Origin of the sequence: Paenibacillus sp. FSL E2-0177 (assembly GCF_037992975.1) — a bacterium.
Lineage (GTDB): Bacteria > Bacillota > Bacilli > Paenibacillales > Paenibacillaceae > Paenibacillus_AQ > Paenibacillus_AQ odorifer.
Map to the genome: position 1 here is coordinate 1,323,606 of NZ_CP150307.1, position 12,073 is coordinate 1,335,678.

12 protein-coding genes are annotated in these 12,073 nt (G+C 45.0%); all 12 read left to right on the forward strand.

All coding sequences use genetic code 11. The features are described from left to right. Positions 1–164 precede the first annotated feature (164 nt). The 12 genes from MHI25_RS05860 to MHI25_RS05915 all read left to right on the forward strand — a co-directional run bounded on the left by MHI25_RS05860 (position 165) and on the right by MHI25_RS05915 (position 12,034). A complete protein-coding gene (locus MHI25_RS05860) occupies positions 165–752 on the forward strand; it encodes a sigma-70 family RNA polymerase sigma factor (RefSeq protein WP_076303361.1) in 588 nt (195 codons plus the stop codon). Next, positions 739–1,497 carry a DUF3600 domain-containing protein gene (locus MHI25_RS05865; protein WP_076129536.1) on the forward strand — a complete coding sequence of 253 codons (759 nt, stop codon included), beginning with the start codon at positions 739–741 and terminating at the stop codon, positions 1,495–1,497. Before MHI25_RS05860 ends, MHI25_RS05865 begins: the two co-directional genes overlap by 14 nt. Positions 1,498–1,752: 255 nt before the next feature. Next, a complete protein-coding gene (locus tag MHI25_RS05870; protein ID WP_340395109.1) occupies positions 1,753–3,138 on the forward strand; it encodes a helix-turn-helix transcriptional regulator in 1,386 nt (461 codons plus the stop codon). Positions 3,139–3,285: 147 nt separating this feature from the next. Then, positions 3,286–3,459, forward strand: coding sequence for an aspartyl-phosphate phosphatase Spo0E family protein (locus tag MHI25_RS05875; RefSeq protein ID WP_076129534.1), 174 nt, complete (start codon positions 3,286–3,288; stop codon positions 3,457–3,459). A 205-nt stretch (positions 3,460–3,664) separates the two neighbouring features. Next, positions 3,665–4,750, forward strand: coding sequence for an outer membrane lipoprotein carrier protein LolA (locus MHI25_RS05880; RefSeq protein ID WP_076129533.1), 1,086 nt, complete (start codon positions 3,665–3,667; stop codon positions 4,748–4,750). A gap of 188 nt (positions 4,751–4,938) precedes the next feature. Continuing rightward, positions 4,939–6,120, forward strand: coding sequence for an alanine racemase (alr, locus tag MHI25_RS05885; RefSeq protein ID WP_036686775.1), 1,182 nt, complete (start codon positions 4,939–4,941; stop codon positions 6,118–6,120). A gap of 215 nt (positions 6,121–6,335) precedes the next feature. After that, the gene (locus tag MHI25_RS05890; protein WP_025698676.1) at positions 6,336–6,617 is read left to right on the forward strand and encodes a CopG family ribbon-helix-helix protein; all 282 of its coding nucleotides are present in this window, start codon (positions 6,336–6,338) and stop codon (positions 6,615–6,617) included. 3 nt (positions 6,618–6,620) lie between these two features. Next, positions 6,621–6,971, forward strand: coding sequence for a type II toxin-antitoxin system PemK/MazF family toxin (locus MHI25_RS05895; RefSeq protein ID WP_036686777.1), 351 nt, complete (start codon positions 6,621–6,623; stop codon positions 6,969–6,971). Positions 6,972–7,127: 156 nt separating this feature from the next. Further along, positions 7,128–7,736, forward strand: coding sequence for a TetR/AcrR family transcriptional regulator (locus MHI25_RS05900; protein ID WP_081383506.1), 609 nt, complete (start codon positions 7,128–7,130; stop codon positions 7,734–7,736). A 171-nt stretch (positions 7,737–7,907) separates the two neighbouring features. Beyond that, complete coding sequence (locus tag MHI25_RS05905; RefSeq protein ID WP_076100052.1) at positions 7,908–9,107, forward strand: MFS transporter; 1,200 nt, start codon at positions 7,908–7,910, stop codon at positions 9,105–9,107. Positions 9,108–9,279: 172 nt separating this feature from the next. Next, on the forward strand, positions 9,280–11,508 hold the full coding sequence (locus tag MHI25_RS05910) for a Tex family protein (protein WP_076129532.1): 2,229 nt from the start codon (positions 9,280–9,282) through the stop codon (positions 11,506–11,508). A gap of 184 nt (positions 11,509–11,692) precedes the next feature. Further along, entirely contained in the window at positions 11,693–12,034 is a 342-nt protein-coding gene (locus tag MHI25_RS05915; RefSeq protein ID WP_076129531.1) for a hypothetical protein, read from the forward strand. Positions 12,035–12,073 lie beyond the last annotated feature (39 nt).

The following is a 12,073-nucleotide window of genomic DNA, read 5'->3' on the forward strand; positions in this document are numbered from 1 at the left end:
CGCCGACTTCATCTACTCCAATAAGCCGCTGCAGAGTAAAAACACCAGGCAGCGATTCTCCAATAACCGGAAAATCGCTGCCTGGTTGTTTTTTAAAATAAATCGAACGATTTATTTTCTATTTACCAATACATAGTGTAAGACCGAAGGAGGGATTGAGAGGGATGAAACATCCAAATGAATATTCTCAGCTCATTGCGCTTACGCTAGCCGGCAGCCGTGAAGCGTACAGTGAACTATATGAAGCAACGATTCGGGATGTGTATCAGACCGTTCATTTTCTCGTTCGCGAAACCTCCGATGTGGATGATGTTGTTCAGGAGATTTATATTCAGATGCACCGGTCGCTTGAGCAATTTGACGTCAATCGTCCTTTTAGGCCTTGGCTTATGGGGCTGGTTATGCGGCAAATTCATGCCTATCGAAGAAAGAGATGGACGCATCTCCGAATGGTCAAAAAAGTAGAGCAGACTGATCTAAGGATGGAACCTGATTTCACTAGTGATGTTGTGGACAGGTTAGCTAACCGCCGTCTACTAGCAAGTGTTGATCGTCTTCCATTTAAGCTGAAGCAGGTGATTATTCTGCACTATTTAAATGAATATTCACAGGAAGAAAGTGCCGCGATACTGGGTATCCCTCTGGGTACGGTGAAATCCCGTATTCATGCTGCACTGCATAAGCTTCGTCAGAAGCCAGAAAATCATACTCTTTTTAAGGGAAAGGTGGAGGACCTGCATGAATTTCAATGAAGAGTTACGGACAGTTCTGCAGGAAGAGGCGAGAAATCTAAGTGCCCCACCGGAACTGAAGGAGCAAATACTAAATCAGACCGAGACTAGGTTAGGGGGAAGACGAATGAAAAAATGGCTTGTAGCAAGCATTTTGGCGGCTGCATTATTAATTCCTACTGGAGCATATGCCGGATATAATTATTTGGCGGATACCCTGTATGGCTCACAAGCAACTGCTGCTACGATTGGAGTAACCCAGCAACAATATGACAGGCTTGAAGCCAAACTGCAGAGCGCGAAGCAAAGTTTTAACGAAGAGGAATTCACAAAATTGATGTCATTACTAGAGGAATTGGGAGCTTACAATCTGCAAATGGCCGATGCTGAAGGAGTCTTTCACCTGGAACAGTTAAGTGCGAAGGATCAAAAGGCATATAACGATTTACAGGTTGAGCTTAAACCTTATTTTGAGAAAATGAATGAAACGGAAATCCCTAAGGCAAAGTCGGCTGTCGTTGATCGTGATACTTTCTGGGATGGCTTGCTGGAAAAAGCAGAACAGAGGCTTACTAAAGAAGAGTTTGCGGAGATCGAACAATTAATAAATGAGTTGCAAAGCTATGATGCCAAGGTATTTGATGCAGATGGAAGTGTTCATATGGATCGGCTTTCGAAAGAGGAGATACAAAACCAAGAGAAGTTAATTGAAGCGCTCGGCCCTTATATAAATAAGCTGGACATGATGATTAAACCTAGTTCTTAGTTGAATTTAAATGCATGTATTGAATAACGATGGATAGAAGTAGCATTAGAAAAGCCACCAGAAAAGGTCTAATACACCTTGTGTTCTGGTGTTTTTTTACATTCGGCTAATTTGTATTTTATACATCACTAATTGAATAAATGTATAATCAATTGAGTCAAAAAAAGTATTTGACCACTGGAATAATTAGACATATTATTATTTAAATACTATTGATCTATATATGAATCATGATGGCGAAAGGTGGCTTTGATCATGAAGCAGATGACCATTCGTGCAGAACTGGCGGACTACCTCAAGAAGAATGGAATAACAATTAATCAATTCGCAGAGGTATCTAAAGTAAATTCAGGCACGATTAGCAACATTATGAATGGGAATCGTCCTATAGCCATGCAGCAATTAGATCGGATTACAAAAGGTATGGGATTAGAGGAAGGCTGCTTTTACGATATGTATGTGGAGGAGTGTTTTATACATTCCAATCCCAATTGGAGACGTCTTCGACCTTTTCTATATCGCTGTGCTGAACTAGATAAGCTGGAATGTATAAGCCGGGTGATTGGAATCATGATGGACAGCCTATCTTATACACACCCGTTGTTTGATACAGCAGAAGATTTCTTTGCACAAGGGAAATATGAAGCTGCAGCGTTGTTATACCGGAGTGTGGCGGAGAGTGAGAAGTATCAGCATTCAGAGCGGCTGGCTTTTTGCCAATACAGATTGTTTACGATTGCTCTAGGGGGCGATCAGGATGTGAATTTGCGGGCAGCGGTGCAGTTTGAGGGCTTTGTAAATCGGCTTGATGAAGTTGATCAGCTTGACGCACTGAAGGTTCTGGCGAATACATATAGCGCTTTGAGGCATTGGGATAAGGTAATGGTAATGACTAAGGAATTGGGCAAAAAAGCATCCATTCAATATAATTATAATAATGAGCGAGCCAGAAAAAACGGGGTACAAAAGGAACCTGCAATGCCCTTATTTTCATATATTTTATATTCTTATGTGTTACGTTCAGTAGTTTACAGAGAGCTTGGAGATTATGATAGAGCATTGCATTATATCAACCTTTACATGGACATGAGCTGGATTCGTGAGGATACGGAGGAAGCTTTGCAACTCATGAATCAATGTATGGGTTGGGCGCAGGCTAATATTTTTTTGCTGAAAATTTTAAAAGGTGATGCAGCAATGCTTCCGGAATATGTGACCTATATTGAAGATAGAAAAGAAGAATTTCTTCCAGGCCTGTTCAAAATCCTTCAGGCAGCCAACCACTATGATTTTAATGTGGATGATATTCTTCAGCGGTTTGAGCCAGAAATATCAGATTTTAGAGATCAGCAGCGAAATCTTAAATGTTATAATCGACAAATTATCGAAGACAGATACACTTTTTTTATGGCTGAAATAGCATTGTATTATATAAGAAGAGGAAAATATGAGCTTAGTATAAAATATATAATGGATAGTTTGGAGACTTCTGTAAGGATTAATAACGAATCATGTATAATTAAGTGTGTCGGAATGTTTGAGCAGCTTCGGCATATTGCATCTTTAGAAACGCAGAAAGAGTACCAGAATCTGCTTAGAATCAATGAAAAGAAAAATTGCTTTGTTATTGACAGTGCTTAGTAGTGATAGTTTCATAGAAGATATCAATCAAGAGAGTTCCCTGATTAAATCTGGAATCGCTTTTTTTGAATTCTAGTAATGCACTTCAATGTAAAATTAAGAATTTGACATATACCTCTAGAATATTTCATTAGGGAGGTAGTGTTAATGAATGATCAGGAAATTATCCAAAAGAGAATAGAGGGTGCTAGAAACAAACTTTATTTGATGGAGAGGCAACATGGAGGGCTTTCGCATCCAAATGTGATCAGACAGTCCATGAGATTAGATGAATTAATTAATCAGTACAATAAAGCAGTACATAGTGATAACGAGAATTGAAGAGAATGGTTAAAACACCCTACATATGATATTGCAACTTCTGATGAAGTATAGAGCCAGCGCTGTGCGCGGGCTTTTTGGCTTGTTGGAGCTCATAAAATAAATCAATGCTGCACGCTTGTCATGCCCGTCTGCATATTGCGGCCAAGTCCCTCATAGACATGTACTAATCAATGCATTCAAAACAGGTTAAGGGGATGATGTCATGCGCCGGATAACATGGGTACTCGCGATCATTATGAGCGTGGCCCTGGTGATGACGGGGTGCGGGAAGAAGGATGCCGCTTCCGTAGTCAAGGATTTGAACAATGTGGCTGACAAGTTGGAAAGTAAGCAGGGAACGTACCAAGGTTCTGGCACAATGACCCTGTATACCGGGGAACAGCCGCAGGAGTATAAGGTAGAGGTATGGTACAAGAATCCTTCCTACTACCGGATCAGCTTGGCAAATGTTCAGAAGGATATTACGCAGATCGTACTTCGTAATGATGAGGGAGTATTCGTACTCACACCAAGTATGAATAAGAGCTTCCGCTTCCAAAGCGATTGGCCGGATGATCAAGGGCAGGTCTATCTGTATCAGACGTTGGTTCGTGGCATAGTTTCGGATAATAATCGCCAATTTGTGGAAGATGGAGATAACTATGTGTTCGAGGTAGCCGCGAATTATCAAAGCAATGCCCTTGTACGACAAAAGATTTGGCTTGATAAAAAGACTTATGAACCTAAACAGGTTCAAGTCTCGGATTCTGAAGCGAAGGTAGTTGTAAACGTGAAGTTTGACACCTTCAAATTCGATACGGATTTCACCAAGGATTCTTTTGATATGGAAAAGAACATGGCCTCGGGTAAGTCCGCAGAGAGCACAGTAGCTGAGGTTGATGAGAATGGTAATCCAATTACAGCTCCTGAAGGCCAAGAACCGGCTGAGCAACCAGTGGCTGCAGAGCTTGGAGACTTTGGGATCATTGAACCTGATTATATTCCAGCTGGTGTAGAGTTTAAGGACTCCCATAAATTGGAGGGGAACAAAGACCATGCTGTTCTCATCCGATATGATGGGATTTATCAGTACACTATTATGGAATCCCGTCCACTGGATCGTGCGGTAGCACTGGCGCCTGGAACCCTGAAAGACCTTGGTTTTACATGGGGAGTTCTGAGTGGGGATGAGCAGCAGACATTGACTTGGATGTCTGAGGGAGTAGAGTACCGAATTACAAGTGCCAATCTTCCTGCTAATGAAATGATGCAAATTGCCGCTTCTATGGAGGCACAATCGGGTAAATAATAAAAAGTAGGCGGATACTGCGTTTTGTGGGATTCTTTCCTCTACAACGTAGTATCCGCTTTTCTTTATTTGCCGGGGCTCCAGCACACATTGACAGCCACCTTCTGTAGCATTACCATTGGTACTAAGACAATGATTAATGCAATGCAGCAATGACGTTTTACTACAACGTAAGAAGGTGACTTGAAGTGCAAGCAAGCTATCGACCGACAGTAGCCGAAATTAATCTGGATGATTTGCGTGCCAATTACGAAGCCTTTCGCCGCTACTTGCCGGCAGAGACAAAGTTTATGGGATGCGTCAAAGGAAATGCGTACGGCCATGGAGCAGTGGAAGTGACACGGGAGCTGGAAAGACTCGGAGCAGATTATGTTAGTGTGGCTTTTTTGGATGAAGCATTGGAGCTGCGTCAGGCGGGAATACTGATTCCTATACTGGTGCTTGGCTACACTTCCCCAGAAGGAATAGCCGTTGCCTGGGAGAACCATGTAACTGTAACACTGTTCACACCGGAGGTACTGGAGGCTATAAGACAGCTTCCTATAGATCCGGAACATCGGCTGAAGGTGCATATCAAGATTGATAGCGGGATGGGACGACTGGGTCTTTTACCAGCTGACGCACCTGCATTTATCTCTGAAGTGCAGTCTGTTGCGCAGGCGGAGCTGGAGGGTATGTTTACCCATTTTGCCAAGGCAGACGAACAAGACAAAAGCTATACACTGGAACAGCATCGACGGTTCATGAGCGTGGCGGAAACGCTGCGGGAGCAGAACATTCAGATCCCGATCATACATACGGGCAATAGCGCTACGGCCATTGATTCACCTTATTTATCCAGCAACATGGTGCGTGTAGGCATCAGCTTGTACGGATTTTATCCCTCCACAGAGGTGAACCGTCAACTGGTAGAACTACGTCCGGTATTGACGCTGAAGACGCAGGTTGTATATGTCAAAAGCCTGCCTGCCGATTGGGGCGTCAGTTACGGCACTAGGTACATCACAGAGAGCGAGGAGATTATTGCAACGCTACCTGTGGGGTACGCAGATGGATATTCCCGCATGCTAACTGGCAAAGCGGAGGTGCTAATACGTGGACGCCGCGTTCCTGTCGTCGGAACAATCTGCATGGATCAGTGTATGGTATCACTCAAATCTTTCGCTGCAGAAGCGGAACAAATTAAAGCAGGCGAAGAAGTTGTTCTCATCGGCCGTCAAGCTGACGTGATGATCACGGCAGACGAGTTGGCTCTCCAGCTTGGAACTATTCACTACGAGGTTATCTGCATGTTGGCTCATCGGGTGCCCCGCGTTTATATAAGTGAAGGCACACTTCCTAAATTAGTAAATGCTCTGCTCACAAACTGAAAGTTCTTGACAGTGATGTTATACAAGGGAGAAAATAGAAGGAATTGTATCGTATTAGGAGATGTGACTAAAAGCCTATACGAACCACCATTTCTAGTTTATAATGGGATGCAGCATACTTGATATACTGGCGGCATATATTCCTTGTATAAAATTCCTTGTATATTGTAACACTGGAACACAAGGGCAGAAGGTTTGTGGGGGTGGAAGAGAAGGTGGCTAATTTGCAGAACACCAAAAGAATCATGATCAGCTTGCCCGATCATCTCTTGCAGGAAGTGGACGGAATTGTTCAATTGGAGAATTCCAACCGGAGTGAATTGATTAGGCAGGCCATGAAGCTGTACTTGAGCGAACGGAGGAAACGTTCCATCCGGGAGTCCATGCAGCGCGGCTACATGGAAATGGCTAAGATCAACTTGACCATGGCATGCGAGGCTTTCCTCGCGGAGGAAGATGCAGACAGCACTCTTGGCCGCTTAGTAAGCGGGGTGTAGACATTGATCGTTAAACGTGGCGATGTTTTTTTTGCTGATCTTTCGCCGGTTGTAGGTTCTGAACAAGGCGGAGTAAGGCCAGTTCTGGTCATCCAGAACGATATTGGCAATCGCTTTAGCCCGACGGTAATTGTGGCTGCAATCACAGCCCAAATCCAGAAGGCTAAGTTACCTACACATGTGGAAATTGACGCAGCTGCTCATGGCTTTGACAGAGATTCTGTTATTTTGCTGGAACAGGTTAGGACGATTGACAAACAACGCTTAACTGACAAGATCACCCACCTTGATGATGAAACGATGAAAAAGGTGGATGAATCGCTGCAAATCAGCCTTGGTCTGATTGATTTTTAATCACCCTAGGTTATAGATAACTCATGAGATTGGCGCTCGGGTACGAATCCGGGCGTCTTTTAATGTGCGTTTTTGCGTATAGTAAATAAAGAATCGTTAGGTCTTCACTTTTTGAAAATGATCTGATATTATTAGACCGTACGGTCGGTTTAGGAGGTGCTTAGAATCAAAGGACGCTCAGACGGAGAAGAAACTAAAAAAAGAATTGTGCGCAAGGCCACGCAGCTGTTTGTACAAAAGGGTTATGCTGCCGTAACTATGAATGAAGTTTGTGTAGCCTCGAATGTCAGTAAAGGCAGTCTGTATCACCATTTTCCGAGCAAGGATGAGCTTTTTCTATTTGTAGTGGAAGTGGATACGTTAGAGTGGCTGCAAGCGTGGGATGATAAGAAACAGGAAATTGTAGGGATCGAAGAACGATTTTATGCGTTAGCCGAACACTACGCAAATGATTTTCAGAATCCATTGATTCATGCGCTCGAGGAATTCTCCAGAAGCAGATGCCACCCGGAAGAGATTAGCAAGCGGCTTTCACTTCTTTATGAAGCAGCCTCACATGCTTGTCGTGATCTTTTGAAGGAAGGTATTGAAACGGGATATTTGGTAAAGGGCGACTTAGAGAACTATGTAATCATCGTGAGTGGCATGCTTGAAGGGATTGGAAGAGTTTCTGAATTCTCGATTCATGAGAAGACCCAGGAGGATATAAAAAAATATTACCGGGAAGCAGTAAATTTATTATTACAAGGGATCCGTACGGGGTAAGATAACGAGGGGCATGAAAAGAAGCTTTACATTCAGGAACATGAAGCTGAAGCTTCTCAAAGGCACCGGAATAGGAAGGGTTATTTTTTTACTATTATTTAGACCGGATGGTCGGTCTTAACATGCATAATATTCGAAGTTTTGGCTTTAAACACACGGAGGGTTAATACAATGTCATTGTTACTTAGAAACAGAGGCGCTATGCTGCTTGTTATGCTTAATATTTTTCTGGCTTTTACTGGAATTGGGCTAGTAGTCCCAATAATGCCAACCTACATGAATGAGCTTGGGATCAGCGGAAGTACTGTCGGGCTCTTGGTCGCCTCCTTCTCGCTTGCCCAATTATTAATATCGCCATTTGCCGGCAGATTATCCGACAGAATCGGTAGAAAAAAGGTGATTGTAGCAGGTTTGATCGTGTTTGCGATATCGGAGCTGATTTTTGGTCTGGCCAATGTACCTTGGCTCTTGTTCGTTTCGAGATTGCTTGGTGGTGCAGGAGCTGCTTTAATTATGCCGGCAGTTATGGCTTATGTAGCGGACACGACTTCTTTTGAAGAGAGAGCTAAAGGAATGGGGCTAATTAATGCAGCCATTACCACCGGCTTTATTATTGGTCCTGGGATTGGCGGTTATCTTGCTGAGCTTGGAATGCGGGTACCCTTTTTCTGTGCGGCTGGGGCAGCTGGAGTTGCAGCTCTAATTACAGTTTTAATTTTGCCTGAGTCTCTATCTGAAGAGAAACGTAAGGAAGCGACGTTATCAAAAAATAATCAGGAAAGCTTCTTGACGCAGCTGATGCGTTCTTATCGCGAACCGTATTTTTTCGGCTTAATTATTGTATTTGTTATGGCTTTTGGGCTGGCTAATTATGAAACGGTGTTCGGATTGTTCGTGGACCATAAATTTGGCTTTACGCCTAAGGATATCGCTTTTGTAATTACCTTTGGTTCTATCGCAGGTGCGGTGGTGCAGGTGTCCGCGTTTGGCTGGATCTTGAATAAATTCGGGGAGAACAAGGTGATCTCCACTTGTCTTATAGTCTCATCATTGTTTATTCTGCTGACCTTGTTTGTAAGCGGCTTTTGGGCGATTATTACGGTTACCTTTATTGTGTTCTTTGCAATGGATATTCTGCGTCCAGCAGTAGGCACACAGCTTTCCAAAATGGCCGGAGAATCGCAGCAAGGTTTCGTAGCGGGAATGAACTCAGCTTATACAAGTCTCGGAAATATTGCTGGGCCTATCGTCGCAGGTTATTTGTTTGATCTTAGTATTAACTTCCCATATGGGGCAGCCGCGCTCGTTCTGGCTTTGTGTTTTGTATTGTCACTGAGTTCCGGAAAACGGGGAATGGGACAGCGGGCGTAATCGCCGAATCCGGGCTCTGACGACTCTACCATGCCTCGCTTTATCGCACAGCGGTTCAGTACAAAGCGCGCTATTCGGGCTGGTCTTTGGTGCAGAGCCGAATCTGTGATACTATTTTAATTATGAGATCAAGATATGTATAAGCAGATTGTGTACGGGAAGAGGGATACTAATGGCGGTAGATAACAGCAATACGGAAGTCATTACGGATGAGGCAAACGCACAGCGGGAGCAGGAATTGATAACCGTAGCGATTGCCAAGGAATTGAACATTAGTCTGAAACAGGTACGCACTACGGTAGGACTGCTGGATGAGGGAAATACCATTCCGTTCATCGCCAGATATCGGAAGGAAATGACGGGTGAGCTGGACGAGAATGCGCTTCGTGATATTGAAGAACGGCTGGGTTATCTTCGTAATCTAGGCGAACGTAAAAAAGACGTTATACGCAATATTGAGGAGCAGGGCAAGCTGACCAAGGAGCTTCATGAGCAAATTATCAATGCGGTCAAGCTTCAGGAAGTAGAGGACTTGTATCGTCCCTTCAAGCAAAAGCGTAAGACGCGGGCTAGTGTTGCGAAGGAAAAAGGACTTGAGCCGCTTGCTAACTGGATCTTGGAGCAGCAAAGACAAGGGGATCCACAGACTGAAGCATCGAAATATATTGATGTGGAAAAGGGAGTAGAGAGCGCAGACCAAGCGCTGCAAGGCGCACTGGATATCATTGCCGAGAACATAGCAGATGATCCTGCGATCCGCTCTTGGGTTCGCCAGTATACAGCAAGTCAAGGTATTCTTGTGTCTGAAGCAAAGGATGCAGAACAAGAATCTGTATACGAAAATTACTATAGTTACCGTGAACCTGTACACAAAATGCCACCTCACCGCATCCTAGCAATTAACCGTGGTGAGCGTGAAAATATATTAAAGGTAGGCATTGAGGTCGTCACTGATAAAATTCATGCCTATATCGCACGGAAGATCATTAAAGGGCCATCCCCGGTGAAGGAACTGCTGGAAGCAGTGACTGAGGATGCCTACAAACGTTTGATTGCTCCTTCTGTAGAGCGTGAAGTTCGTGGAGAGATGACCGAACGTGGGGAGAACCAGGCGATTTCGATCTTCTCTGGCAATCTACGTAGCCTGCTGCTGCAACCGCCAGTAAAGGGACGTTGTGTGCTGGGTGTTGACCCTGCATACCGTACTGGCTGTAAGCTGGCTGTTGTAGACGATACAGGTAAGCTGCTAGAGGTAGCTGTGACCTATCCGACGCCGCCGAACAACAAGAAGCTCGAAGCTGCTGCTAAGTTCAAAGAGTTGATTGCTAAGTACGGCATTCAGCTCATCGTAATCGGCAATGGTACAGGCTCGCGTGAAACGGAGCAGTTTACAGCAGAAGTGATTGCCGAGATTGGCAATCCAGAGCTGGCGTACCTGATCGTTAATGAAGCGGGAGCGAGTGTCTATTCGGCTTCCAAGCTGGCGCAGGAGGAATTCCCGGATCTGGATGTAGCGGAGCGCAGCGCGGCTTCTATCGCCCGTCGTGTGCAAGACCCGCTGGCGGAGCTGGTGAAAATCGATCCGAAAGCTATTGGTGTGGGACAGTACCAGCATGACGTCTCCCAAAAGCATCTGGAGGAGAGTCTTAAAGCCGTCGTGGAATCAGCGGTAAACCATGTTGGCGTGGATGTGAACACGGCATCTCCTGCCTTGCTCTCTTATGTAGCAGGGGTTAATGGAACAATTGCTAAGAATATCGTTAAATTCCGGGAAGAGAACGGCAAGTTCACGACTCGGAAGCAGCTGCAAAAGGTACCTCGTCTAGGTGCCAAGTCCTATGAGCAATGTATCGGCTTTCTCCGGATTCCGGGTGGAGACAACACCTTGGACCGCACGCCTATTCACCCCGAGTCCTATCCGGTGGTGGATCGTTTGTTCCGTGAGCTAAGCCTCGATGTGAATAAGCTTGGCAGCAAAGAAGTGGCCTCACAGCTTGAGGTGCAAAATGCCGAGGAGCTGGCTGTGAAGCTGGATGTCGGCGTGCCTACGCTGCGCGACATCCTGGAGAGCTTGCAGCGTCCGGGCCGCGATCCGCGCGAGGAGCTGCCGCTGCCGATCTTCCGCACCGATGTGCTGAAGATCGAGGACCTGGTTCCTGGCATGGAAATGCAGGGAACCGTCCGCAACGTTATCGATTTCGGCGCATTCGTCGATATCGGCATCAAAAACGATGGGCTGGTGCATATTTCCCAGCTCAGCGGCAGCTTTGTGAAGCACCCGATGGACGTTGTCTCCGTAGGAGACAATGTTACCGTCTGGGTGATGGGGGTTGACCTGAAGAAGGGCCGGGTCAGCTTGACGATGCGTCCGCCGCGTGTTGAGGCGGGAAGCGTAAAGTAGACAGATCGCAGGGATCCTCAAAGAACGACAACAAGAAGCCAGTCTCCATTATTGGGGACTGGCTTCTTGTTGATTATTTTCAGCTGGAACCCTTTTTGTCATTATAGAAGTGAAGGACGTGCACTCTTTGGGTAAGTTTAGAGTAACAGTTGAACTAATGGCTTATTACTAGGAGGAGATAGATGTGGGAAATCCATTGAAAGAATTAAAAAATAGTGTGAATGGCCTGAAGCAATCCCTTGACGGAGTTAAGCAATCAGTAGAGGGGTTGAAAGAACCTATAGATGAGATGAAGGGAAACATTCAGATCACGTTGGAGCTGGCGAAGGACAGGTCTGAGGGATTCAAATCGGAGATCAATCGTATGAAGGAATGTGTGGAGGAAACTAAGCTGGTTGTTAATGAGGCGAAGGAAACGGTAATGGAGGCGGGTGAGGTGCTTTACACTCAGAAACGCTATAAAAGATTGTTGAAGAAGCAAAACCGAAAAATGCAGCCTGCAAAGGCAGGCCGCCGTTTACTATAATCAGCCGGAAGTCCAAACATTTACCGCAGTTACGAAATC

Bases quoted from the DNA above. Each gene is read 5' to 3' on its own strand.
- MHI25_RS05860 (WP_076303361.1), top strand. From the start codon at position 165: ATGAAACATCCAAATGAATATTCTCAGCTCATTGCGCTTACGCTAGCC.
- MHI25_RS05865 (WP_076129536.1), top strand. From the start codon at position 739: ATGAATTTCAATGAAGAGTTACGGACAGTTCTGCAGGAAGAGGCGAGA.
- MHI25_RS05870 (WP_340395109.1), top strand. From the start codon at position 1,753: ATGAAGCAGATGACCATTCGTGCAGAACTGGCGGACTACCTCAAGAAG.
- MHI25_RS05875 (WP_076129534.1), top strand. From the start codon at position 3,286: ATGAATGATCAGGAAATTATCCAAAAGAGAATAGAGGGTGCTAGAAAC.
- MHI25_RS05880 (WP_076129533.1), top strand. From the start codon at position 3,665: ATGCGCCGGATAACATGGGTACTCGCGATCATTATGAGCGTGGCCCTG.
- MHI25_RS05905 (WP_076100052.1), top strand. From the start codon at position 7,908: ATGTCATTGTTACTTAGAAACAGAGGCGCTATGCTGCTTGTTATGCTT.
- MHI25_RS05910 (WP_076129532.1), top strand. From the start codon at position 9,280: ATGGCGGTAGATAACAGCAATACGGAAGTCATTACGGATGAGGCAAAC.